The sequence below is a fragment of the Enterococcus sp. AAFC-DPL-5146 genome (genome assembly GCF_058216635.1).
On the sequence record NZ_CM177103.1, the window covers coordinates 360,529 to 385,112 of the forward strand.

Sequence of the window (24,584 nt, forward strand, 5' to 3'; positions counted from 1 at the left end):
ACTGAATTTTTGTTAGTGTTAGTAAGACTAAATATTTGAGGGAGTACGCGATGCAACCGATCATTGAATTAAAAAATATCAATTTTAACTATCAACCTGAAGATGCTTCTCCCGCGTTGAAAGATGTGTCTTTCTCCATCCAACAAGGTGAGTGGATTGCAATTATTGGGCACAACGGTTCAGGAAAATCAACGTTGGCAAAAACAATTAACGGATTATTATTACCAGCTTCCGGTAGTATCGCTGTTGGCGGTAAGGAACTAAACGAAGCGAACGTTTGGGATATTCGTCGTATGGTAGGAATGGTTTTTCAAAATCCTGACAATCAATTTGTGGGATCAACAGTAGAAGATGATGTTGCGTTTGGATTAGAGAACCAAGGAATTTCTCGTGATGAAATGCTTGAACGAGTTAAAGATGCATTAGAAAAGGTTCGAATGGATTCCTTTGCTACACGTGAACCCGCTCGTTTATCCGGCGGTCAAAAACAACGAGTAGCAATTGCTGGTGTTGTTGCGTTACGTCCAGATATTATTATTTTAGATGAAGCAACAAGTATGCTTGATCCAGAAGGACGAGAAGAAGTGATTACAACCATCAAGAAAATCAAAGAGGAAAGCAATTTGACTGTTATTTCAATTACCCACGATATTGACGAAGCGGCCAATGCCAATCGGATTTTAGTGATGAAACAAGGAGAACTTGTAGGCGAAGGTACACCTGCGGAGATTTTCTCGGCTGGAACTGAATTGATTCAGATGGGCTTAGATCTGCCGTTTCCAGAAAAATTGAAAATAGCATTAAAGCAACGTGGCATTAATGTACCCGAGGAGTATTTGACTGAAGAAAGGATGGTGGATTGGTTATGGACATCCGTTTTGAACAAGTAGATTTTACCTATCAGCCCAATACACCATTTGAACAACGAGCATTATTTGATTTGAATTTGACGATAGAAGACGGTTCATATACTGCAATTGTCGGTCATACAGGTAGTGGCAAATCAACCTTGTTACAGCATTTAAATGCGCTAGTAAAACCGACAAAAGGCACGGTAACGATTGGGAATCGCAAAATCGTACCAGAGACAAATAATAAAAATCTTAAGCCGATTCGTAAAAAAGTCGGTATTGTATTTCAATTTCCAGAAGCGCAACTATTTGAAGAAACAGTTGCTAAAGACATTGCTTTTGGTCCAAAAAACTTCGGTATATCAGTAGAAGAGTCTGAAAGACTGGCAGCTGAAATGCTTGATTTAGTAGGACTGGATTCCAGTTATTTAGAACGTTCTCCTTTTGAATTATCAGGTGGTCAAATGCGTCGTGTGGCGATTGCTGGTGTTTTAGCTATGGAACCGGAAGTTCTGGTATTGGATGAACCTACTGCAGGATTAGATCCGCAAGGACGTAAAGAAATGATGGGAATGTTTCAGAGACTTCACGAAGAACGGGGAATGACCATCGTTTTAGTGACGCATTTAATGGATGACGTTGCAAATTATGCGAATCACGTGATTGTCTTAGAGAAAGGCAAAATTGTCAAATCAGGAACACCTCAAGATGTTTTTCAAAATATCGAATGGTTGAAAGAAAAGCAATTAGGAGTTCCAACAGCCGCTTCATTTGCAGAAAAATTAATAGCTAAAGGTGTTTCATTTGAAAAATTGCCGTTAACAGCAGAAGCGTTGGCAGATGATTTATTAAAAGATTTGCAAAAAGCAGGTGACAACCTATGATGAACAAGTTAATTTTTGGGCGTTATATCCCTGGGGATTCGTTTATTCATACGATGGATCCACGAGCAAAATTAATCGCCAGCTTTTACTTTATTGGGATTATATTTTTAGCTAATAATTGGCAAACATATAGTGTTCTAGCTATTTTCACGTTATTTGCAATTTTTCTATCAAAAGTTAATATTCGTTTCTTTATTCGAGGAATTAAGCCGTTGATTTGGCTGATCTTATTTACAGTCGCATTGCAAATGCTGTTTACACAAGGTGGCGAAGTTTACTTTAGCTGGGGAATTTTTACGATTACGGAATTTGGTGTAATCAATGGACTATTTATATTCTGCCGTTTTGTGTTGATTATTTTTATGTCTACATTACTGACATTAACAACACCGCCACTTGATTTATCAGATGCCATTGAGTATCTATTACGTCCCTTAAAAGTAGTTCGTTTTCCTGTTCATGAAGTTTCTTTGATGTTGTCGATTGCCTTACGTTTTGTACCGACATTAATGGATGAAACTGAGAAAATCATGAATGCGCAACGTGCTAGAGGAGTAGATTTTGGTGAAGGGAATTTGATTCAGAAGATGAAAGCAGTTGTCCCTTTGTTGATTCCGTTGTTTGTGAGTAGTTTTAATCGAGCAGAAGATTTAGCAACAGCTATGGAAGCTAGAGGCTATCAAGGTGGAGAGGGACGAACAAAATATCGCATTCTTCACTGGCATTTGAAAGATACTGTTGTAATGCTAGCTTTTGCCATTTTGACTGTGATCTTGATTTTGATAAGAAGTTAGAAGTAAAGGTGGAAAAGAAATGCCGCGTTATAAAGCAATAATTGCCTACGATGGAACGAATTTCAATGGTTTTCAAGCTCAACCAAATGGACGAACGGTTCAAGAAGAGATTGAAAAAACATTAAGAAAAATGAATAATGGCAAAACAATCACGATTTTTGGTTCTGGTCGGACAGATGCTGGTGTTCATGCCGCAGGGCAAGTCATTCATTTTGATTATCCACAGACTAGAGATTTAGAAAAGATGCGTTATGCTCTAGACACCCAAACACCAGAGGACATCGCAGTAAAAAGTGTAGAGATCGTTTCAGATGAATTTCATGCGCGTTATCACGTTGTCGAAAAAACCTATCAATTTCGTGTAGATATCGGTAAACCAAGAAGTCCATTTAAACGCTTTTATGCTAGTTATTTTCCTTATCCAGTAGATGAGGAAAAGATTCGCCGCGCATTACCTGATTTGCTAGGAACCCATGATTTTACCTCTTTTTGTGCTTCTGGCACTGAGATAGAAGACAAGGTTCGCACAATCCATGAAGCAAGTTTAGAAGTTAATGAAGCAGGAGACGAATTAGTTTTTACGTTTCGTGGCGACGGTTTTTTGTATAAAATGATTCGTATCTTGGTAGGTACGCTGCTTAAGATGGGGAATGGTCGGATGGATGAAACAACAATTCCACAAATTATTGCCGCAAAAGATCGAAATTTAGCTGGACCTACCGCGCATCCTGAAGGATTGTACTTGGTTGAAGTGAATTACGAATAATGGAAATAAAAAAGTTCTTAGCTTTTAAATTAGCTGAGAACTTTTTTCTATACTTATTATTGCATGCATAATTAATGAGTGAATCCGTAAGATTTTAAACCATCGTTATTGTGAAAAAGGATATGCGCTTGGTTTAATTCAGTCAGTGCATTTTGTAAGTCATTAATAAAATCATGAGCTAAGTTCATTCCAAAGTCTTCACGCACAACGATTCGTTGGACAAGAGTATTATCCATATTTTTCGGTAAAGGATAAGTGGGAACTTGCCAACCTTTCATTCTTAGACGATCTGAAAGATCGTAAAGTGTCCAATGTATATTATGCTCTTCTTTTAAAGAGTAACAAATAACAGGAAGTTCATTCCCATCATTGATAACATCAAAATCACCCAATTTTGCTAGTTCGTTCCCTAAAAAATTAGCAACTAATCGTGTTTTTTGATGAATTGCCTGGTATCCTTCAAAACCAAAACGTAAAAAATTATAGTATTGACCGATAATATGAGATGCACTATGGGAAAAGTTGATAGCCATTGTTGGCATAGTTCCACCTAAATAGCTGACTTCAAAAATCAGTTCCTCTGGAAGATATTGTTTCCCGCGCCAGATGACCCAACCAACTCCAGGATAAACTAATCCATATTTATGACCGGATGTGTTGATGGAAACGACATTATTTAAACGGAAATCCCAGACAAGTTCTGGATCAACGAAAGGTGTGAAAAGTCCACCAGATGCCCCATCTACGTGGATATACACTTTATAGTCCGTTGTTTGATTATACTGCTCAACTAAGTCGTTTAACTGTTCAATATCATCATATTTTCCTGTATAAGTAATACCAAGAATTCCCACAATGCCAATTGTATATTCATCCACATAATCCATTACAGTGTCAAGATTCAAGGTCATTTCTGCTTGTTCTATTGGCACTTCACGTAATTCTACATCCCAATAGACACCGAATTTTTCCCAACAAACTTGATAACCAGAAGAGATCACTAAATTTGGTTTTTTCTTGGTAAGATCTAATCCTAGTTTCTGAACACGATTTCGCCACGAAAATTTCATAGCCATTCCAGCTAACATACAGGCCTCAGAAGAACCTATAGTTGATGTCCCTAAGTATTCTTCTGATTTATTTGCGTGCCATAAATCAGCAATCATGTTGACACAGCGATTCTCTAATTCAGTCACTTGGGGATATTCAGATTTATCGATAGCGTTTTTTTCTAAAGTGCTGGACATTAAATCCACGGCCTCAGGTTCCATAAATGTTTGGCAGAAGGTGGCTAAATTTTGGCGAGCGCTACCTTCATCCAACAATTCATCTTTCACAAGTTGATGTGCAATCCGCGGTTCAATCGGTTTTTGTGCTAACCGATAGTTAGGCAGTACTTGTCCTTCTGCTTTTGTCCCGAAAATTGGCTCTAAATAATCGGCATCTTCTTGTTTCCTTTTTTTATGTATCATTTGTCTTCACTCCAAAAAGTTATTCTTGTTTAGAAGCGTTCTTCTAGTTCTAGTATATAGGCTTCCGTAAGATAAATATTGTTAAAGCATTAATAATAGTCAAATAACAATCTAGTCCTGAACCATATTTTTCTGTTCAAATAATTGTTGAAGTCTCTTATACAAATCAGCTAAATCTTTATTTCCATAGGACAAATCCCAAAAATACAATGGTAGATCCGGATGTTTTTTTCTTGGAAGCAAGGATGAGCTGATAACTAAATCATAACTACTGTTTAATTCTTCTTGGTAAGGCGAAGAATCGACAAAGCCTAAGTCGTTTAAAAATTGATAGATCATTCGAACTAAAGTAAAGTTGTGCTCAAATGCGACACCGACCTTTAGATGTTCAGAATGTTTTGGTTTATCATAAGCTGGTAATAGAACACTTTTAAATGCATAGGTTAAGTGTTTCTTGATTGTATAAACAAATTTATATTCTTTTTCCAGAGCTTTTTCATCAAAAAATTGTTGTAGTTTTACTTCAAGCAGTTGAGCGGCTTTTCTCTTGTTATTTGGTCCTTCAACTAAACTTTGTAAATTTGGAAAAGGTTTCCTCAATACATAGAAAGTAAATGCAATATTGATAAGATTTCCGATAAGTATTGGTTTATCAAGAAGCTCAGGCTCCTTTTTAAAGATATTGATTTTTGCATAGTCTAAAAACTCTTGAACTAACTCGTAGACAGGATTAGGGCGCTCGGAGAAATCATTGAGTGTCTGAAACAATGAAGGATCATCCTCTAATGTATAAAAAGGAGCATAATGGGCTAAGAAAAAGATGAAACTACTTTCTCCTTTACTATATTTAGGTGGTAAAGCTTGAACAGGACCTAATACTTTATTTAAACGCTCAAAATCATAATAAGGATTATCCTTCATTAAAAAATCATAGCGATCATCATAAGAAACGTACATCTTTTTTCGGGTTCGGCAAAGAAAAATCGCTGCAAAATAATTTAATTCTTTTGCACCTAAGTAAGTTCTGGATAAAGGGAAATATTCCGCAAAGGCGGCAGCAAGATGTTCAGCATCTTCAAGTGCAACACTTTTAAATGGCCAAATTGTTCCTCGTGTTCCTAACCAAAGTGCGTCAAAAAGAGCGACTCTTACTGAGCGTTCATCACCAGTTAAATTAGCTTCCGTATATGTAAAACGAAGACCGAACTGTTTTACATGCTTTTTTAAAGGCAGCATTTTTCTGGAAACAGTTGAGCGGCTGACGTAATGTCGTTCACAAAAATCGTCTATGTTGGGAGAGTCGTGGTTTAAAAAATACATGATATATTGAAAGGGAACCGACTTTTTCAATAGAAAGTAGCGGTATTCATCAATCGTAACAAGTAGTTTGGTACTGTCGATTTTTCCAGCTTTTTGTAAAATCGACGGATGAGTAGAAAGTAGTTTAGTTAGATCATTGTTGATTTCAGTGGCTATAATAAATGTTTGTTGATAATTCAAAGATAGTTCTTCAGCTAATTGGGTAATAGATAAATCAGATTGGTTGAGTTGTGTGATTCGTTTAAACAACATGAATTTTGTTAGCATTCCCGAATCCATCATCAATTTCTCGTATAGCATACTAATCACTTCCTTTTCTCTATTCTACTGTACTTTATAGGAACTTGTCAGCTAAGATGATAAATAACAGACAGTTAGTGAGATAGTTTTAATGAAAAGACAATCTCTGGTGAATTGAATGGAACATGGGAAAGCGAAGATTGTTTGTACTAATATTACATTGCTAAGTCAACGGTCACTAGGTTTTCTTAACATTGTTTTTGACTTTATTTATTGAACACGTGCTTTTCTCAGCACTCACGGAACGATTGTTCTTGGAGCCAGTTAGCAGAACATGTCCATCGTTTACAGTAACATATTATGTAGTCAGCATCCTTTTTTAGGAACTGTGTTGCACAAAGAACAGCGCTTCTATTCTTTTCTATTACTAGAGAGATTGGTAATAATAGGATTTATTTTTCTGAGTTGTCATTCATTACTTGAAATAGCAAACTATTCATCTTTCTTTGATAGGCTATCTTTTTTTATTTGAAACTATAATAAAAAGTCAGTTGTTTTTCAACTGACTTTTTGGTTACACATTACTAATTTTAAGGTTAGAATTAATCTAAATACGATTTTAATAGAATATGAAGGTTATTGAATCAGCAGTCATCTCATCAATCGAAGTCACTGAACGAATTATAATCATACGTACGGCTTTCACTCATGACACTACTGATGTCTGGTAACACAGTAAAATACTGACAAATATCACGATCTAAATCAGCATTGGCGATCTTTTCACGAAAAATCGCATCGGAGTTACGCATGATTTTTAATTTATCTTCCATAATTTCACCAAGTATACATAAAAAAATGAAGTAATAATTTGGAGTCGCCACAAAAAAAGTTAGACTTTCGGGGATGGCTCAATTAGGATTAGCTAAAAAGTAAATTAATTTGTATTATTATAGATCTTTACAAGAGGGAATTTACTATACACTATTTATAACCAGATATTCGTATAGCGTATATTTAGCATCACCGTTCATGTTTTTCTACGATTGAAAATATAATCTTTAAAAACTTTTTGGTTTCTTCAAAGTTAGGCGAATGAGCAGAGTGCTCGAAGGTATAAAATTCTTTTTCAGGAACATTTATACTATCGAAATACTGTTTTGCAACTTCATATGAAACTTGGTAGTCATATTTTCCCTGAAAAAAATACATGGGAATACAAAAATTTGTTTCTGCTTGCATTAAGTTTACTGTTGTAAGTATTTTATCCATCGATTTGACTGAACTTATATTTCCTAAACCAAATTTTAATAAATCTAAAAGACTATATCCCTCAAACCAAAATATTCGTTTTAATATTTTGGACATTTTAAAGTTTTCTTCATGCATTATTCCAATACCATATTTATTTATATATTTTGTTCGCGTTGACAGTAAATACTTAGAGGTTGGAAATGCTGTGTCAGAAGTGTCAAATTTTTCTAATGCTTTTACAGCCTCGGTATCGGCGATTTCTTTGGCATGATTTAGCATAAATTTATGAGCTAGTTGCTCAGATTTTTTTTGATCAGCAACTTGTCCAATTCCAAAATAGGCTTTATAATATTCTGGTTTTGTTTGTATCGCTTTTATACCTAATAAAGTTCCCCATGAATGCCCCATAATATAAATTTTTTCTTGTCCAAATCTTTTTGCAAGATATTCTGTAACTGCAATCGTGTCATTCAGCATTACATCTAATGTCATCTCTTCAGAAGATAATCTAGCCCCATAACTAAGTCCAGCACCACGCTGTTCCCAATAACACACAATAAATTGTTTTTCTAGTCTATTTCCTTCCTCAAAAGTGTGTAATGCTACCTCGGGAGAACCTGGCCCACCATGGAGAAATAAAAGTACAGGTTTAGTTTTATCTTCACCAGTAATAAATATAGATTGTTCACTATCATTGATGTTAATTTTTTCACGAATGGATATCCCATTCGGATAACTATTACCATTTTTATCTAGTAGTGTAATGGGTTTACCCTTACCTTTCAATAAAATCAAAGTAAATAGTATGGTAAATATAAATAAAAGAATCACTATCATTATTTTTAATGCTACTATCACAAACTCGACGTCCTTTCATAATCTACATAAATTGTTCTAAAAAATATTGGCTAACTTGTTCATTAAAATATTTAGAAGTTTTTAGTAATTGTTCTATTATAAAAAAAATGCTATAAACTTTTTTTGTCGGCTACCATAAATGCTCTAAATACTATGTCCTCACCGCAATTATAAATTATTCTAGAAATATCCTCTATATATTTCATATCGAATGCAAACTGTTTAGGTTCTATTTTCTAGATAAGAAAACCTGTTAGATTCTTTGCTCCACTCGCTTTTGGAAGTTCTCTTAACCTATAAAATATCAAAGCCTCTTTTTCCTTTTGAACAAATATATTGAAACCTTGCAAGTATTCGGATGGAGAAGATGTATTCATAAAAAGTAATGCTAATTTTCTTTTCAAACTATGGCATTTATGCACTTCTTCTTCAGTAAGAGCTTTAGTAGCTATGGCATTACATATATTTTCATAACTAGATCTTCATCTACAGATCGTAGTCTTTTAGGTTTATGGTATTGTATTTTTATCATTATGTCAATGCTAGGTGGGGATTCGGTCGATTAAGACTAGCTTAAAGAGGCACAATGTGGTCTTCTCATGACAGATTTTGGATATATTGTTCTATTAGCTAAAAATGTCTTCGAGCCATATTGTTAAGATTTGAAGAACAGAGTAAAATACTAGATAATTTTTTAGTATAAAAAGAAGAATGCCAAAACAAAAAGAACATTTCCACACTAATGAGAAAATGTTCTAAAAGGATTAAGGTTTAGAGAATTAACTTATTTTCTTTAATTCCGGTTCTTTTTTTAAGAAAATCCAAACCAAACCAATCAAGAAACCGATGACTGCAGGAACAACCCAACCCATACCGATTGTAAATAATGGTAGATACTGTTCAGCTGTCTTTAAAATAGTTGTACTGACTGCATTCGTTTTGATAAAATCTGGTGCACTATTTAGAGCATCCAATAATGCTGCAAACAAAGTAACGTATGTCGTCATACGATAAACTTCTTTGCGATGCTGGAATAATGGACTTAGGATAACCAAAATCATCAACGTCATTGCCAAAGGATAAAGAAACATCAAGACTGGTACAGAAAACTGAATAATATTCGTTAAACCAACGTTTGCAAACAAACAAGGTAAAATACTAGCCGCTGCAATATAAAAGGCATAAGAACCTTTTGGGAAAAGCTCGCTAAAGGTTTCTGAAAAAGCCGTAATCAATCCAATAGCTGTTTTTAAACAAGCTAAAATAACGATAAATGCTAGTAAAATACTGCCTAAGTTACCTAAATAATGATTAGCAATTTGAGCTAAAGCGATGCCGCCGTTTTCACTGATTGGAAATCCACCTAAACTCATTGTACCCATATAAGACAATAAGGTATAAATGATTCCCATCAAGAGAACACTGATTGCACCAGATTTTATCGTATCTTTTGCAATATCATTTGGTTTCTCAACACCCATGCCTCGAATGGTCGAAACAATAATGATTCCGAAGGCTAATGAAGCCAAAGCATCCAAAGTGTTATACCCTTCAGTAAACCCTTTGAAAAAAGGATTTTCAGTATAAGCAGCCCCAACGGAAGCAGAAGAAACATCACCTAAGGGATTAATAAAAGCAAATAAAATCAAAATAGCTAACAAAAATAAAAATAATGGATTCAAGAATTTCCCTACATAGTCTAATAACTTAGATGGTTTGCGGGAAAAAGCCCAAGCAATCAAAAAGAATAAAGCTGAAAAAATAGCTAAAAACAATTTATGCTGATCCATTGAAATAAATGGCGCTAAACCAATTTCAAATGATGTTGTTGCAAGTCTTGGTAATGCAAAAAATGGTCCAATGGTTAGATACAACAATACGGTAAAAACAACAGCATAGCGTCGATTCACACGCGTGGCTAAATCAAATACACCATTACTTTTGGAAATACCAATAGCAATTACGCCTAGAAAAGGTAATCCAATTCCTGTAACTAAAAAGCCAAGATTTGCTAAAAGAATATTCGCTCCAGCCTCTTGTCCCATATGAACAGGAAAAATCAAATTTCCCGCTCCGAAAAATAAGCCAAATAGCATGGAACCTACATAAAGATACTCACGCCATGTTAATTTTTTTGTCACACTTCAACACTCCTCAAATTTTGTCCTTAATTAAAATAACAGAATAAAGAGAGTACAGCAAGTGGATTTAGAGAAAGTGCTTAAGAATAAGCTTTAAAATTAAAAATACGTGAGATTATTCGGTGAAATAAGCAAATTGATAGTCATCACAGAAATGCCCATTGATGAAAAATTCATCTTTAAATAAGGCTTCTTGAATAAAGCCATTTTTTTTGTAAAATTGAATTGCATTAGTATTTTGTCCCATCACTCGCAGAGAAATTTTATGAATTCCTTCATTAGAAGCAGTTTGTTTTAAATGATCTAATAATTGTCTCCCAATTCCTAAGGACTGGCTGTCTGGGTGAACACCAATTCCGAGCATCCATTGTTTTTTATGTGAAAGCAGAGGTGTCGGATGGTGAACGTTAATAAATCCATGAACTCTTTTATCATCAACAGCAACAAAAATGAGTTGTTCAGCTATTTTCTCCTTGTATTCATCAACAGAATCATAATAATGAAGTACAGGAGCATTCTCATTTGTCCAAATCATGTTTTCTATCTTCAATAAGCCTGGGAAATCTTTTTCTTCAACTGTCCTAATTGTAATCATTTTACCCCTTCTTTCACCGTGTCTATTTCATTAAAACGAGCCTCTAACTTATTCTTATGAGAAGTTAGGATATCTTCAAAGCGAATATCATATTTATCAGCTAGAATAAAGACGTTATCTAAAACATCACCGAGTTCTTCAGTGAGATCTTGTACTAAAGTATCTAAAGGCTGTTCTTTTTCATCAGGTCGATCACGACCAATCTCCAAAGCACGCACCGCACGAGCAACTTCTCCTGTTTCTTCAGCTAAAAAGCCAACACGAATAAATGGATTAAGTGTATACCAACCTCTTTTTTTGTAAAAATTACTGATCCATTGTTGATAGTGTTGAAGTTCCATATAAATTCCTCCATTCTATACTGTAACGATAGCATATGCTAAGTAGCAAATAAAATCAATGTTCGGAAAAATCAGAAAATAACATTTGTTCTTTATTAGGAATATATAAAAATAATATTTTAATTATTGCTGAAAGTTTCTCTTTTTTTGAAAAACACACTTCTTTGCGCTGATATAAAGCTGTTTTTATATTTTTTTATAATTTTTATACAGATTTACTTTTAAATATTAGGATGCTATTATACGTTTGTAAAATAACTAATAAGGAGATTTTTATGAAGAAACAAACAAAAATAGTTTTGATGAGTGGTTTATTTTTATTGGGGACATTAGCATATAGTAACCAAGTTTTAGCGTATGAAGTGGACGATGCTGATCCGATTCAAAATAATAAACAAACCTTGGACAAAGTAGACAATGGCGATATGGAATTAAAAGGTTGGATTGGAACGTTTGATCCAACGGAAGAACCAGATCCAGAGCAACCGACACCAGGTGATACAGATTCGTCTTGGGTAAATGTTATAATGCCTGTTACTGTTTTATTTGGATCATTAGAATCAGATAAAGGAACAATTTACGGCCCTGGCTATGAGATTAAAAACAACTCTGTCAGAAGTGTTAAAGTTTCAGCACAAAAAGTGACAGCTGTAGCCAATGCAATCGATTCTGGTCTTGAATTGAATATGATAGCTGATAATGGCAATGTAACTATTCCTTTGGTTGAAAACAACGGTTCACTTTTAGATAAAACAACAGAAGTGAAAGCTTTAGCAACAGGAGGATCTGTTGATTTTACGTTACAAGGACAATTCTCTGGTGTATATCCAACTGTTGAAAGTGGTCCACTGACACCGAAATACAACTTGTCTTTAAACTTTGACGTACAGTAATTTGACAGCTAATTAAACTTCTTTAGACAGTTGACTCGAATGAAGAGGTTGAAACAAAGAAAACAAATAGTTGTCTCAACACTCTTCATTCGTAAAAGTTTTTTAGTGAGGTAAAAGTAATGATGAAAAATAAACGATACATATTTTTGGTGTTTTTACTTACTATTCAATCATTAGGACAAATCAGTCCAGTATTTGCTGAAACAATTGCAGATGGAAGATTAGAATTGAGTGAATTAGGAAGCGACCAACAAACAAATGAACTTCAAGATAACTTACATATTATAGACCTTCCAAAAGTAAAGGCAGACTCTCCCAATCAGCCAGCAAGTGAAAACGACGAACCAGAAACCATAGATAATTTAGAACATTCAAAAAATGAAAACCAGCTGGAACCAATAGCACTAGCTGAAGAAATTGTTATTGACGGATACACTTATGTAAAAGTGGGCACGCGCCAAGCATTTCTAGACGCAGTCAATTTGAAGAAAAATGTTGTATTGACTGCAGATGTAGAACTACTAGCAGGCGACCAAGCTGAAATAATTGCTGGCTTTCGCTTATTGGGGCGTACCAATAAATCAATCAAGAAAAGTAAACTTACATTAAATACATTTTCTGAAACAGAACAAAACAGAGGGATGTACGCACTAGATGAATCATTTGGTTCTGGTGACGTTTTTGTGTCAGATATTATTATTGATAACAAAGACAATGGCGGAATTATTTCATTTGAGGAAGATATCGATGGAACACAATATTTTGATGCTGTGGAGTACACATCAAATGGTGGGCAAGCTTTTGTTGCTAAAAACGGAATAATCTTTATCAACGATTCTACCTTCACTCAAACAGCTACTCTAGAACGTTATAATAAGGCATTTGCGGAAACATCTCATTTATTCTTATCTGGAAAAACAACCATCAATCATGATGGCTTCTCCAATGATGTCCGAGTAGGTCCTTTTTTATCTATACAAGAAAGTTCAATAATTTCAGGAAGAGTTGAGATTTTAAAAAATGCTGTGGTTTCAATTGAAACCAAAAAATCATTTATTACAGGTACTGGCTACAACGATTTTACATTGGAAGTTGGGGAAAACGCGACATTCACATTGAAGGTTTCTGGTGACTTAATTGAATCACCAGTCTCACAAAGACCATTACACTATCTATTTGGGGAAGATTCTACAGTTACCTTGATGGATGAAAGTAAGAAAAATAGAAAAACTGGTATGGATTTAACAAGATTTATTCCTTTAAGAGGAACAAGTGGCGAGTTTGTTATTAGTGCGGGTATGGATCTAATCATCGATTCCAATAATCGTTATAGCTTAATTGAACAAGAAACAATCGAAGATGCAATTCCTATCGTTATTCCTGCAACCACGGAAAGAGTCATTCTTCAAAATGCTCGTTCGGATAGTAATGCGGCATATAATGGGAAGATTTTTAACTTGATTGGTAACGATAAAGGCAATCTTTTTGTAAATAGTAGTCGAATTGATTTATATCGCAAAGGAAATTTGTCTGTGTCCACAGGTGCATTTATCAATGTGACCGCAGCAATTAATCAGAATGGTCGTGAAAAAGGGCAGACAAAAGTTGTTTCGTCAACGAATAATAACTTCGAGGCGAACTATGGAGCTGTTTATGAAGATGAAACAGCCAAGCTTAGATTTGCTGCAGAAGTTATTGTACCGTTAGATATTGATGAAATAAAAGATACGACAACTAAGATCACAGGAAAATCCCATCCAGATGCAACAATTGAGATGAGTGGTTTCTTTACAGACGGAGAAGCATTTAATCAAACAGTAGATGTTACTAAGGACAGTACCTTTACTTATGAATTACCGAAACCTCTTAAAATTGGTTCAACTGTATTCTTTTCAGCCTCTGTTGGCGGTGAAGGAGCCATAACGAGAATGGATAAACAAGTAATTGACACATTACCGCCAAGTGCAGAAGCATTGCTTCAAACAGTTTCAATCAATGAAATGGCAGAACTTGATTTAACTAAAATAATAAAAAATATTCAAGATAACAGCGGTATCCCTCCAACTGTCGAAGTTGCCAACACTTTGGAAGCAAAGGTTGGAAGGCAGGAATTAACCGTAAGATTAACGGATGGAAGCAATAATGTTAGCGAGATTATCGTTCCAGTATTTGTTTACGATGATAACAGTCATGTGTATCAAACTTCTGAAAAAACTGGATTTTTACTTTGGGGTTTAGGTTTAGACGTTTATCCAGAAGATGTCACAGGTGATATTACAGACTATTTAAATCAGCGAATCGAAAGGAAAGTTTGGTCTGAAGCGGAAGAATTACCAAGTACTGAGTTCATCTTAGAATCAACAGACTTAGAAGAAATCCCTTTACCAGGAAGCTATCAAGCTAATTTTTCCTATAAACAATATGGCCTGACCGTAAAGATTCAAGTCAAGGATAAGAAGCAGAAAATCAATGTTATGATTCCGAAAAAGGTCTTATTTGGTTCCAGTGATGTATTATCAAATCAAATCATTTCTCCTCGATATGAAGTGAAAAACAACAGTCAATCATCTATCACATTAAGTGTTTTAGGGCTTAAAGAAGAGGCTGTTTCAGACTTTGAATTAGTTGATTTATTTGATAAAGATAAGCAAAAACAACAGGCCAGTATGAGCATTAAAACAGAAGATGCAGAAGTGCATCTGGATACATCGATGGGTGAAGAAGTATTAGGACATCTATCAGGAGAAAGCAGCAAAGTCTTTACGCTACAAGGTTCATACTTTGGTACTTACGAAAAGATATTACAACCAAAATATAAAATTAAACTAGGATTTCAGGTGAATGATGAAAAATAAAAAACAACGAATAACGTTAGATTTCAAAAAATATACAACCAAAGAAGCATTCATTACAGCTATAAAAAAAGAGGATAATAAGATTGATGAAATAAAGGATTTTGACTTTGATTCAGTTTCTAATCAGTCATCTTTCATTTTAGACATAAAAAAAATTGACAGTGAGCAATTTCAACCTGTTTTAATAGAAATGCCTTCTTTGAAAAAAAGGCTGATTCTTTTATTAATAGTCATGATACTTTGTATTGGTGGTTGTTATTTGTGGTTTACAAGTAGTCAAAAAGAAGAACTTGTACAACCTGCAATCATTCCAAGCGATTTAGCGCCAGATATCAAGGATGCAAAAAAAATCGATAAAGAGGAATTAATTAAAAAAATGCAGTCGGTAGTTGATGATGGGTATTTCAACTTACAGATGGATACAGATATGATTTTCAATTCTTCCAATGAGAATGGAAAAATTCAAATAATCAATCCAGAACAAAATAAAAGCATCATTGCTGTGGATGTTTTTTTAAACGGGGATGATGACTTGCTATATGAATCTGGCAGTATTTACCCTGGTCAGTATGTGAATAAGGGAAAATTGTTAAAGAATTTGGCTAAAGGTGAATACAAAGCGTATGCTAAGGCTAAGATATATGATCTAGAGACAAAAAAAGAACAGACGACATCTATTGTTAATTTAACTGTTCAAGTAAAAAACTAATTATTTATACAGAAAATAAAAACATACTAAGAATAGAGGGTAAACTCATCAACGGATGAGTTTACCCTCTATTCTCCTTTTGACTAATCGTAGGAAAGAGCTTGGGACAGAAGCGTTTAGTCCAAGTCTCGTATGCTATTTTTATAGAGCGTAAGGTTCAAGAGTTGTTTTTTGATATCGAGCAGAGTTTACTTTTTTGTAGTATCATATTTAAAGTAGAAGCAACTTTTCAAAAAATGGAGGGACAGAGTAAATGACTACATTTTATTTTGTTAGACATGGAAAAACAGAACTTAATTTAAGCTTGAGATTTCAAGGTGGAGACATTGATTCTCCCTTGTTGCCGATTGGGATTGAACAAGCGATCCAAGCTGGACGCTATCTTTGTGATATATCCTTTGATGCGGTTGCTGTCAGCACTCAAAAAAGAGCAATGGATACCGCCAATTATATTCTAAAAGAAAACAACTATCTAGATGGGCTAACGCTTCAGTATTATGACAATTTAAGAGAAATAAAGTTTGGTAAACGAGAAGGTGCGCAGATCGATCATACAGACGAACAAACCGATCATTTAAGACAGCGCCCTGATTTATACGATCCTACAATTTTTGGTGGAGAAACCATTGATTCTTTAGTAATGCGTTCCACTGAGACGATAGAAAAAATCAGTGAAGAATATCCGGAAGGCAAAGTCTTGATTGTCGCTCATGGTGTTTTGCTAATAACATTAATTAACTCACTGATTGGTAAAGAAAAAGCAAAATGGCGTGAAGGCGGACCATTAGCCAATACGAGTATCACGATTGTCGAAAAGAAAAATAAATACACCTTAACATCATTTAATGACATATCCTATCAAACGCAAACAGAAGATGCATAAAAACGAGTGTTAAGACAAAAGTAACGAATAAGTAAAAAAATGAATGTAGAAAAACATTTATTTATTTAAGTTGGGTGAGGGATTTATGAAGAAAATGGCTGTTTATTGTGGCGCTAGCACGGGAAATAAGATAATTTACCAAGAACGAACTAAAGAGTTAGGACAGTGGCTGACTACTAACAAGTATGATCTTGTATACGGAGGCAGTGACGTTGGATTGATGGGTATTTTGGCGGATACAGTTCTTGAAAATGGCGGCAATGTATTCGGAGTTATGCCGACTATTCTATTAGACCGAGAATTAGCACATCAAAATCTTACTGAAATGTATATTGTAAATGGTATGCATGAACGTAAACAAAAAATGATTGACTTAGCGGATTGTTATCTCGCATTGCCAGGTGGTCCAGGAACGCTTGAAGAAATTTCAGAAGTGGTTTCTTGGGGACGCATTGGCGCACATCAAAATCCGTGCATCTTTTTTAACGTGGATGGATATTATGATTTACTAGCTGAATTCTTTGATAAGATGGTGACTGACGGATTTTTGACAAAGGAAGATAGAGAAAAAATCTTTTTCTCTGATTCTTTATCTGAGATTAAAAAATTTATTGATAATTATGTACCACCAGTAATTCGGCAGTATAAATGATAATAAAAGTGAAGTAGCTATTTCTTATCTATATAAAAAAACAGCCTCCAACATCTTATCATACAAGAATAGTTGGAGGTTGTTTGATTTTTAAGCGATATTATTTTGAAAAAGACTATTGTGAAGCGTCTATGATTGTAAAGAAAGTTCGGTTTCTGATTTTAAGATTTCCTCAGCTTGTTCAACTTCAAGAGCTTGTTTGTCTGCTAACTTTACAAAGGGTAAATAAATCAACGTGTTCAGTACCAAACAGATGGCTAGAATAAAGGTTCCTGCTAAACCACTACCTAGTGGTTTAGTCAAGAAAATCGGTGTTGTCCAAGGCATTAATCCAACTAGGGGATTTAGATTTACTTTGATTACAGAAGTCAATAGCCAAGTAGTTAAACCCAAAACAGGCGGGCTCACTACCATAGGAATAAAAAAGATTGGGTTTAAGACCACAGGAACACCGAAAATCAATGGTTCATTTATGTTAAAAATAGACGGAATAACAGCAATTTTAAAAATTGCTTTATATCGTTTTGATTTAGCAAATAGTAAAGCGATCAGAAGTCCTAGCGTGCAACCCGCACCTCCTAAAATAGTATTTCCTAAAACGATAGCCAAAGTGCCATAAGGCAGAGGTGTACCATGCTGATAGGCAGCGATGTTTTCCAAAATAATCGTATACAATAAAGGTGAAATCGCACCATTTACAACATTAGGATGGATACCAAAGAACCACATAAAACTAGCTAAAGTCAAAATGAAAATAAAAGCGATTGGCGTTGCCGTCAGTAAACTTAGGGGTTTAGAAATAATAAAATTACACCAATCGACCATATTCCCTTCTGCTGTATAAGAAAAAATAATTCTTAAAGTAAAGGCAACTAAAACAACAGCAACTGAAATAATTGCAGGACTCAATGATTCTGAAACCATTGGAGGAATACTGTCGGGTAACTTGATAGCAAAGCCTTTTTTGCTCATCTTCACAAAAATATAAGCCGCTAAAAAGCTAATAAACAGTGCAACCAACAAAGAACGACCACCCAGAGCAGAAATAGGGAAAGCGTTAATAGGAGTCACATCTAATTGACCAGTAATCTGATTCTTTGAAAAGGTTTGAACGACTTCGGTCATGCCTTGTTTAGTTGTAAAGGTCAATGTTTGAGGGGAAACAATTAAAAAACTTAGTAATCCCAACATTCCACCATTTTGAGAATTATATCCGCTGTTTTTACTGTAAGCTGCTGCAAAACTATAAGAAATATATATAGCCATGGCATTGGTACTGGCGTTCAGCACAGCATCAACATGGGTCATGATACCTGTTTCTCTAAGCCAAATCCCCCAACCAGATGGAATAGGCCAGTAGCCAACAATGGCGATTAAAGAAATACCTAGGATGATGAATGTGATTCGAACAAAAGATTCAGAAAGGGAACTGAGAAAAATATTGCGATTGATCTTTTCCGATAACGGGAGCAGGGTTTTTGTCATTAATTCTTCCAGTTTTTTCATGATTAACTCTCCTTAAAACTAAATTTTTGATAAGGTCGTTTGGCTAATTCATCTAGTAACAAGACATTGTCTGCGGTGGATAGTTGTCCAATAATATTGTATTTATCCTGATTTTTTTTCACTTTTTCAGGGTTTAATACAATATGAAGTTCACATTCATATTGACCATATAGATTGTTGTCTATTAGAACAGATCCCTTTTTTATTTCAGTAGAACTGTTTCTAGCAGGAATGGTTATTTGTTTATGAACATGGCGTGAAAAAGCTGAACGTAGCGTTATGCCAGAATATTCAGGGCGGACAAAGTGAAAATCTGAAAATAAGATTTCTTTTTCATTTTCTGTAATCTTTTGATCCATTTCAATATCCAAAGGGACCTCTGTATAATTCAATTCTTCCGCTGCTTTTTTTAACTCATTTTCCGAAGCAAATGCATTCCCAATAATGACAGTTTCAGCTAAATCTAAGAGCTTGATTTGTTTGATTTGGGCAGTGATCGGCAGAAATCTATGTTCTTCAATCGTGCATAGTCCTTCATGCATTTTCCAAGGCCCCATATTTCCTACTCGCGATGTAACGAAAATGGTTGAAGGTACGTTGTATGAATGATAACAGTTACTTATGTCTTTAACGTCTTCTAAGCGCATTCCAGTGTAGGCGTGAGGATAAAAATTATATGAGCCACAGAGATTCGCAATGTTGGGGGAAAAACTCATGATTCTATCAATTAGAGATGAGCCAGAACTCATATTTAGTTCAATCATCATATTATGAGAATTATGAGTCATAAACATCTCTTCCATTCCAGAAAAACCGCCATCTAAGCGTAGGATATCTACACCTAAATCTGAAAAGAACGACAAATCTTTCCATGTTACATCTAATTTAGGTAATAACAAGGAATTAACATCTAAAATGACGGACATGTTCAATTTTTTGATCTCAACGATTATTTCTTTATACTTCTGTACATCCTCACTGGGATTCTCTGAAAATTGCAGCATACTCATAAATACTTTTGAAAAATTAAACGTGCGCGCAAGTTTAATATAGTTGATCATCTCCTGAAAATCACCTTTCTCAGGGTAAATAGAGATACCTAAATCTTTAATCATAGCTTCTCCTCCTAAAAATGAATTAACGTTATTTATAAAATATAAAATAAACAAACTTCTTTATAGTAAAAAAGTAAAATATATAGTATATTTGTGTAACAGTTTTGAAAGCGCTACAAAAATAGGAGAGAGTGGAATTGAGAGAACTATCCATTTTTTTATTATCAAGGCTTCACAATTTGAATACGTATCGACTATCTTTTTCGCCTTTTCAATTAACTCATTTACATTTAGCAAATAAAAAAATGGATAAAAAGTACATGTTTGAACGGTACGAAGAAAAATTCATCGATGGCATGAAAAAGCCTATCTATCTGTATATTGTCCATAATTTGAATTTTGCGCTTATTCTATGTACGAAAAACGAAGACTGTTATCTTTTTGTGATGGATTTAAAAGGACAATACAATAAGCAGAAGTTAGATACACTATCTGAGATTTTGTACTTGTCGATTTTTAACGAGTATCAACCAGCCTATATTCTTACAGATACGATTAACTTTAATACACGAAATATTATTGATGAAATGTATGTTAATAATATAGAGGGGAAGATTCATCAAAATCCGATTGTTGAAAAGCAGTTGCTGCATTCGATAAAAGTGGGGAATGCAGAAGAAGCTATTGATTATTTGGAAACACTTGAATCTATTAAGCCAATTTTAGCGAATACTACATCCAGAAACTTAAAAAATATTATGATTTCCTTTATCACATTAGCATCACGTGCAATCATTGATGGTGGTTTACCGTCGGAAATCGCTTATACATTTAGCGATCTGACCATTCAAAATGTAGAAAAACAAAATAATTTAACTGTATCTGAATTAATGAATCAATTAAAAGAAATTATTCTTGAATTCACACAATTATTAGGGAGATACAGGTATAAAAACTATTCTAAATACGTTGGCTTTACGATTAGATTTGTCCAAAGTAACCTTTATACACCTATTAAAATCTATAAAATTGCAGAACAGCTAGAAATAAGTCCAGGTTATTTGAGTAGCCAATTTAAAAAAGAAATGGGTCTATCATTGAATAATTATATACAAAAAGAAAAGATATCAGAGGCCAAGTTTTTGCTAAAAAAAGGAAAAATGAAAGTGGCTGAAATAAGCGATTCATTGTCATTTAGCGATCAAAGTCATTTTATTAAAATTTTTAAAAAGTATGAATATATGACCCCTATGGTTTATCAAAAAAAACACCTGAGTTGAACGTATTTAGTTCAACTCAGATGCTTTATATTCTATTATTATCCTTGTGCCAAAATCCGATGTAAAAATTCTTTTGTTCGTTCTTCTTTTGGATGAACAAAAATATCTTCAGCAGATCCTTCTTCAGCGATAACACCTTTGTCCATGAAAATCACACGATCAGAAACTTCTTTTGCAAAAGCCATTTCATGGGTCACGATGATCATTGTTAAACCAGTCTGAGCTAAATCTTTCATTGTTTTTAAGACTTCACCGACCATTTCAGGGTCAAGAGCAGAGGTTGGTTCATCGAATAGCATCACATCTGGATTCATAGATAACGCACGTGCAATGGCAACACGTTGCTTTTGTCCACCGGAAAGTTGTGATGGTTTTGCATCAACAAAACGTTCCATACCAACTTTATCTAGATTTTCCAAAGCAATTTTACGTGCTTCTTCTTTATCACGTTTTAAAACAGTAATCTGGCCAGAGGTGCAGTTCTCTAAAACATTCATATTATTAAATAAGTTAAATGATTGGAAAACCATTCCTAAATGAGTACGGTATTTTGGTAGGTTATAGCCACGTTCTAAAACATTTTCATCATTGTAGATGATTTTGCCGCCAGTTGGCTTTTCTAATAAGTTGATGCAACGTAAAAGGGTTGATTTACCAGAACCAGAAGAACCGATGATGGTTACAACTTCTCCCTTATTTACAGTCACATTGATATCTTTTAATACTTCGTTTTCACCGAAGCTTTTTCTTAAATGTTCGACTTCAATAATTGCGCTCATCATTCATTCCCCTTAGCTTTCTTTTAGATTTTCTGCTTCTTCTAGCTTCACATAGGCAGAAGGGCCGTCCATTCTCTTCTCAACAACACGTAAGACACGAGTAATCGCATAAGTCATGATTAAATACATAATACCAACGATTGTAAATGTTTGGAAGAATTGGAAGTTGGCACCAGAGGCCGAATTTCCTTGGAAGAATAAATCAGCTACGCCAATAACACTTAAGACAGCTGTATCTTTAATATTAATAACAAATTCGTTTCCTGTTGCTGGTAAAATATTACGTAAAACTTGAGGGACAACGACTTTACGCATTGTTTGTCCATGAGTCATCCCAATTGCTTGAGCCGCTTCAAATTGACCTTGATCTACAGCGAAGATTCCGCCTCGGACGATTTCAGACATATAAGCACCCGTATTAATAGAAACAATAAACAAAGCTGCAACCGTTCGATCTAACGAAATACCAAAGGCTAAAGCCAAACCATAAAAGATAACCATTGCCTGTACCATCATAGGTGTACCACGAAATACTTCAATGTAAATCGAAAGCAATCCATTACCTAATTTTTGGAAGAAACGTGTTACTTTACTTTCAGATTCTGGAATTGTACGAACAACCCCAATCAATAAACCTAAAGTCGTTCCTACAACTGTACCGATTAAAGCAATAAATAGAGTTAAGCCTGCACCGCGTAAAAACATACCGCCATATTGATCCCAAATATTTTTGAAATCGGCTAAAACGCCAGTCTTTTCACTATCACTTGTTTCAGCAGCTGGTTGATCTTTAATTGCTTGATCCATGATTTTTGTTCGTTCTTCTGAGGAAATACCCGATAAAATTTGGTTGACTTTGCTGATTTCAGGATCAGCTTTACGCATACCAACTGCGATTTGGACATCTTCTGCATTTGTTTGGAAACCATTCTCTTTAGAGAATTCCAACATTTTTAAATCTTTGTTGACGCTTGTTGCAGTGACGCCTTCAGGTCGTTCACTGACATAGCCATCAATCATGCCAGAAGCCAAGGCTGTTCTCATAGCTGAGAAATTATCCATCGCTTGTTGTTTATTCACGCCAGAAATTTGATCGATCACACTATAATGGAAGGTATTTAACTGTGCTGTGATTTTGGCACCAGATAATTCTTTTAAATCTTTTGCATCTGCAAATTCCCCTTTTTTCTGAACAACGACCACTAATTGTGATTCATAATAAGGATCGGTAAAATCAATTTCTTTACGGCGTTCAGCGGTTGGGCTCATACCAGCAATGATTGCATCAACTTTTCCAGATTGTAAGGCTGGGGCTAAACCGTCCCATTTTGTTTGTACGATTACTAATTTTTTATCAAGACCATCCGCAATTTTTTTTGCAATCTGGACATCATAGCCTCCTGCATAAGAAGCGTTTCCTTGAATAGGGACAGCGCCGTTTGCGTCTGTTTTTTGAGACCAGTTAAATGGGGCATATCCTGCTTCCATAGCGACACGAAATTCGCCTTTTGGACTAGCTTCTTCTGCTTGTCCGAATAATGGAGCGCAGAAAACACTTAGCACAACTGCAAATAGTAAGCCAAGTGAAAATGATTTCTTGTTCATGTTTGTCTTCCTCTCTTTTTTCGTACTGAATTTGTTCTACTATAAATTAGTTTAAAGAGTTTTTGAAAAATAGTCTTGTATTGCGAATCAAAATTTCTTCTTTTTTATACAAAAAACAACCATACATAAATGCATAGTTGTCTACTATCGTCAGGTACTCTCAACAAAAACATAGCGCAACTTAGCATCACTACTAAGACAGTCCGCAAGTTGTTCGCTTGCGTCCCAACACATAACAGGGAGGCTGTTATGTATTTCGGCGATTTTCCCTAGACTTATTTCAACGTGTCCTCTCACTCCATAAGCTTAATAAAAATCGCAACCTCTACCTCGAATTGAGGTACTATTTAGTTATTTGATTCAAGTGTATAGTTTACGTTATTTAGTGGAGAAAGTCAATGTTTTAGTCACTGATGTTTCCACGAAAAAGATTTAAAACGAGTTGTTTAGCAGTGATAAATATGAGTCAAAAAATAGAGGTGTGTAAAACCGGAAAATCGTTTTACACGCCTCGAAATAGTAGATAATATTACTTCTTGCCAACAATAAAATAATCTTTTATAACTGTTGGATCTTCCTTGTCTACATACATAATAACAATCTTACTATTATTTAATTGCTTACCGATACAAAATGTATAATAAGATTGAGTAACTAGCTTATCTAATGGCCATGCTTGAACATTATACACACCTGTTCCGTCGGTAATGTCTAATTCACCAATCTTCAAATCATAAGATGCATTTGTTTTTTTTAAGATAGGTTACTATAAAAAAGAAAAGAGAGATATGCGCGAACATATCTCTCTGATGTAGAACCGTTTAAGACGGTAGCAAATTTTATATCATGTT

Annotated in this window: 21 protein-coding genes, 1 pseudogene and 1 riboswitch; of the genes and pseudogenes, 10 read left to right on the plus strand and 12 right to left on the minus strand. The window is 34.7% G+C overall.

Features of this window, described 5'->3' with window-relative positions:
- Positions 1-50: 50 nt before the first annotated feature.
- From AC4BB2_RS01655 to truA, 4 genes are read left to right on the plus strand one after another with little or no spacing between them, the layout of a single operon-like run.
- A complete protein-coding gene (locus AC4BB2_RS01655; RefSeq protein ID WP_490473716.1) occupies positions 51-890 on the plus strand; it encodes an energy-coupling factor ABC transporter ATP-binding protein in 840 nt (279 codons plus the stop codon).
- Complete coding sequence (locus tag AC4BB2_RS01660; RefSeq protein WP_490473717.1) at positions 866-1,735, plus strand: energy-coupling factor ABC transporter ATP-binding protein; 870 nt, start codon at positions 866-868, stop codon at positions 1,733-1,735. The genes AC4BB2_RS01655 and AC4BB2_RS01660 overlap by 25 nt, the downstream gene beginning before the upstream one ends.
- The gene (locus tag AC4BB2_RS01665) at positions 1,732-2,529 is read left to right on the plus strand and encodes an energy-coupling factor transporter transmembrane component T family protein (protein WP_490473718.1); all 798 of its coding nucleotides are present in this window, start codon (positions 1,732-1,734) and stop codon (positions 2,527-2,529) included. The genes AC4BB2_RS01660 and AC4BB2_RS01665 overlap by 4 nt, the downstream gene beginning before the upstream one ends.
- Before the next feature lie 19 nt (positions 2,530-2,548).
- Entirely contained in the window at positions 2,549-3,295 is a 747-nt protein-coding gene (gene truA, locus AC4BB2_RS01670; RefSeq protein ID WP_490473719.1) for a tRNA pseudouridine(38-40) synthase TruA, read from the plus strand.
- Between the two features lie 71 nt (positions 3,296-3,366).
- Here the strand turns inward: truA and gad are convergent, their stop codons facing one another.
- The 7 genes and pseudogenes from gad to AC4BB2_RS01705 all read right to left on the minus strand — a co-directional run bounded on the left by gad (position 3,367) and on the right by AC4BB2_RS01705 (position 11,516).
- Positions 3,367-4,767 carry a glutamate decarboxylase gene (gad, locus tag AC4BB2_RS01675; RefSeq protein ID WP_490473720.1) on the minus strand — a complete coding sequence of 467 codons (1,401 nt, stop codon included), beginning with the start codon at positions 4,765-4,767 and terminating at the stop codon, positions 3,367-3,369.
- Positions 4,768-4,878: 111 nt separating this feature from the next.
- The gene (locus AC4BB2_RS01680; protein WP_490473721.1) at positions 4,879-6,387 is read right to left on the minus strand and encodes a helix-turn-helix domain-containing protein; all 1,509 of its coding nucleotides are present in this window, start codon (positions 6,385-6,387) and stop codon (positions 4,879-4,881) included.
- 583 nt (positions 6,388-6,970) lie between these two features.
- Positions 6,971-7,175 (minus strand): annotated as a pseudogene (locus tag AC4BB2_RS01685) (GMP synthase (glutamine-hydrolyzing)); the annotation flags it as partial.
- 175 nt (positions 7,176-7,350) lie between these two features.
- Positions 7,351-8,439, minus strand: coding sequence for an alpha/beta fold hydrolase (locus AC4BB2_RS01690; RefSeq protein WP_490473722.1), 1,089 nt, complete (start codon positions 8,437-8,439; stop codon positions 7,351-7,353).
- Positions 8,440-9,218: 779 nt separating this feature from the next.
- Positions 9,219-10,580, minus strand: coding sequence for a branched-chain amino acid transport system II carrier protein (gene brnQ / locus AC4BB2_RS01695; protein ID WP_490473723.1), 1,362 nt, complete (start codon positions 10,578-10,580; stop codon positions 9,219-9,221).
- A 115-nt stretch (positions 10,581-10,695) separates the two neighbouring features.
- Positions 10,696-11,175 carry a GNAT family N-acetyltransferase gene (locus AC4BB2_RS01700; RefSeq protein WP_490473724.1) on the minus strand — a complete coding sequence of 160 codons (480 nt, stop codon included), beginning with the start codon at positions 11,173-11,175 and terminating at the stop codon, positions 10,696-10,698.
- Positions 11,172-11,516 carry a MazG nucleotide pyrophosphohydrolase domain-containing protein gene (locus AC4BB2_RS01705; RefSeq protein ID WP_490473725.1) on the minus strand — a complete coding sequence of 115 codons (345 nt, stop codon included), beginning with the start codon at positions 11,514-11,516 and terminating at the stop codon, positions 11,172-11,174. Before AC4BB2_RS01705 ends, AC4BB2_RS01700 begins: the two co-directional genes overlap by 4 nt.
- A 275-nt stretch (positions 11,517-11,791) precedes the next feature.
- Between AC4BB2_RS01705 and AC4BB2_RS01710 the strand changes: the two genes are divergently transcribed.
- The 5 genes from AC4BB2_RS01710 to AC4BB2_RS01730 all read left to right on the plus strand — a co-directional run bounded on the left by AC4BB2_RS01710 (position 11,792) and on the right by AC4BB2_RS01730 (position 17,508).
- Positions 11,792-12,409: a hypothetical protein gene (locus tag AC4BB2_RS01710; protein WP_490473726.1), complete on the plus strand. Its 618-nt coding sequence runs from the start codon at positions 11,792-11,794 to the stop codon at positions 12,407-12,409.
- Positions 12,410-12,528: 119 nt separating this feature from the next.
- The gene (locus AC4BB2_RS01715) at positions 12,529-15,264 is read left to right on the plus strand and encodes a hypothetical protein (RefSeq protein ID WP_490473727.1); all 2,736 of its coding nucleotides are present in this window, start codon (positions 12,529-12,531) and stop codon (positions 15,262-15,264) included.
- Positions 15,251-15,973, plus strand: coding sequence for a hypothetical protein (locus tag AC4BB2_RS01720; RefSeq protein ID WP_490473728.1), 723 nt, complete (start codon positions 15,251-15,253; stop codon positions 15,971-15,973). The genes AC4BB2_RS01715 and AC4BB2_RS01720 overlap by 14 nt, the downstream gene beginning before the upstream one ends.
- 253 nt (positions 15,974-16,226) lie before the next feature.
- Positions 16,227-16,856 (plus strand): histidine phosphatase family protein, encoded by a 630-nt coding sequence (locus AC4BB2_RS01725; protein ID WP_490473729.1) that lies wholly within the window; start codon positions 16,227-16,229, stop codon positions 16,854-16,856.
- An 85-nt stretch (positions 16,857-16,941) separates the two neighbouring features.
- On the plus strand, positions 16,942-17,508 hold the full coding sequence (locus AC4BB2_RS01730) for an LOG family protein (protein ID WP_490473730.1): 567 nt from the start codon (positions 16,942-16,944) through the stop codon (positions 17,506-17,508).
- Positions 17,509-17,637: 129 nt separating this feature from the next.
- On the opposite strand, the gene AC4BB2_RS01735 is transcribed toward AC4BB2_RS01730, so the two are convergent.
- Together AC4BB2_RS01735 and AC4BB2_RS01740 are read right to left on the minus strand one after the other, a co-directional pair.
- Positions 17,638-19,014 carry a PTS sugar transporter subunit IIC gene (locus AC4BB2_RS01735; RefSeq protein WP_490473731.1) on the minus strand — a complete coding sequence of 459 codons (1,377 nt, stop codon included), beginning with the start codon at positions 19,012-19,014 and terminating at the stop codon, positions 17,638-17,640.
- Positions 19,015-19,016: 2 nt separating this feature from the next.
- A complete protein-coding gene (locus tag AC4BB2_RS01740) occupies positions 19,017-20,129 on the minus strand; it encodes a DUF871 domain-containing protein (RefSeq protein ID WP_490473732.1) in 1,113 nt (370 codons plus the stop codon).
- 137 nt (positions 20,130-20,266) lie between these two features.
- Here AC4BB2_RS01740 and AC4BB2_RS01745 point away from each other — a divergent pair, with 137 nt between their 5' ends.
- The gene (locus AC4BB2_RS01745; RefSeq protein WP_490473733.1) at positions 20,267-21,349 is read left to right on the plus strand and encodes a helix-turn-helix domain-containing protein; all 1,083 of its coding nucleotides are present in this window, start codon (positions 20,267-20,269) and stop codon (positions 21,347-21,349) included.
- A 38-nt stretch (positions 21,350-21,387) separates the two neighbouring features.
- On the opposite strand, the gene AC4BB2_RS01750 is transcribed toward AC4BB2_RS01745, so the two are convergent.
- From AC4BB2_RS01750 to AC4BB2_RS01760, 3 genes are all read right to left on the minus strand, one after another.
- Positions 21,388-22,131, minus strand: coding sequence for an amino acid ABC transporter ATP-binding protein (locus AC4BB2_RS01750; RefSeq protein ID WP_490473734.1), 744 nt, complete (start codon positions 22,129-22,131; stop codon positions 21,388-21,390).
- Between the two features lie 9 nt (positions 22,132-22,140).
- A complete protein-coding gene (locus tag AC4BB2_RS01755) occupies positions 22,141-23,733 on the minus strand; it encodes an ABC transporter permease subunit (protein ID WP_490473735.1) in 1,593 nt (530 codons plus the stop codon).
- Positions 23,734-23,897: 164 nt separating this feature from the next.
- A riboswitch (Lysine riboswitch) is annotated at positions 23,898-24,069 on the minus strand.
- A gap of 193 nt (positions 24,070-24,262) precedes the next feature.
- A complete protein-coding gene (locus tag AC4BB2_RS01760; protein WP_490473736.1) occupies positions 24,263-24,463 on the minus strand; it encodes a hypothetical protein in 201 nt (66 codons plus the stop codon).
- Positions 24,464-24,584: the final 121 nt, after the last annotated feature.

Coding starts and splice junctions, on each gene's coding strand:
- AC4BB2_RS01715 (WP_490473727.1), top strand. CDS start 12,529: ATGATGAAAAATAAACGATACATATTTTTGGTGTTTTTACTTACTATT.
- AC4BB2_RS01735 (WP_490473731.1), bottom strand. CDS start 19,014: ATGAAAAAACTGGAAGAATTAATGACAAAAACCCTGCTCCCGTTATCG.
- AC4BB2_RS01725 (WP_490473729.1), top strand. CDS start 16,227: ATGACTACATTTTATTTTGTTAGACATGGAAAAACAGAACTTAATTTA.
- gad (WP_490473720.1), bottom strand. CDS start 4,767: ATGATACATAAAAAAAGGAAACAAGAAGATGCCGATTATTTAGAGCCA.
- AC4BB2_RS01740 (WP_490473732.1), bottom strand. CDS start 20,129: ATGATTAAAGATTTAGGTATCTCTATTTACCCTGAGAAAGGTGATTTT.
- AC4BB2_RS01660 (WP_490473717.1), top strand. CDS start 866: ATGGACATCCGTTTTGAACAAGTAGATTTTACCTATCAGCCCAATACA.
- AC4BB2_RS01710 (WP_490473726.1), top strand. CDS start 11,792: ATGAAGAAACAAACAAAAATAGTTTTGATGAGTGGTTTATTTTTATTG.
- AC4BB2_RS01655 (WP_490473716.1), top strand. CDS start 51: ATGCAACCGATCATTGAATTAAAAAATATCAATTTTAACTATCAACCT.
- AC4BB2_RS01680 (WP_490473721.1), bottom strand. CDS start 6,387: ATGCTATACGAGAAATTGATGATGGATTCGGGAATGCTAACAAAATTC.
- AC4BB2_RS01750 (WP_490473734.1), bottom strand. CDS start 22,131: ATGATGAGCGCAATTATTGAAGTCGAACATTTAAGAAAAAGCTTCGGT.
- AC4BB2_RS01720 (WP_490473728.1), top strand. CDS start 15,251: ATGATGAAAAATAAAAAACAACGAATAACGTTAGATTTCAAAAAATAT.
- AC4BB2_RS01730 (WP_490473730.1), top strand. CDS start 16,942: ATGAAGAAAATGGCTGTTTATTGTGGCGCTAGCACGGGAAATAAGATA.
- AC4BB2_RS01665 (WP_490473718.1), top strand. CDS start 1,732: ATGATGAACAAGTTAATTTTTGGGCGTTATATCCCTGGGGATTCGTTT.
- truA (WP_490473719.1), top strand. CDS start 2,549: ATGCCGCGTTATAAAGCAATAATTGCCTACGATGGAACGAATTTCAAT.
- AC4BB2_RS01755 (WP_490473735.1), bottom strand. CDS start 23,733: ATGAACAAGAAATCATTTTCACTTGGCTTACTATTTGCAGTTGTGCTA.
- AC4BB2_RS01700 (WP_490473724.1), bottom strand. CDS start 11,175: ATGATTACAATTAGGACAGTTGAAGAAAAAGATTTCCCAGGCTTATTG.
- AC4BB2_RS01705 (WP_490473725.1), bottom strand. CDS start 11,516: ATGGAACTTCAACACTATCAACAATGGATCAGTAATTTTTACAAAAAA.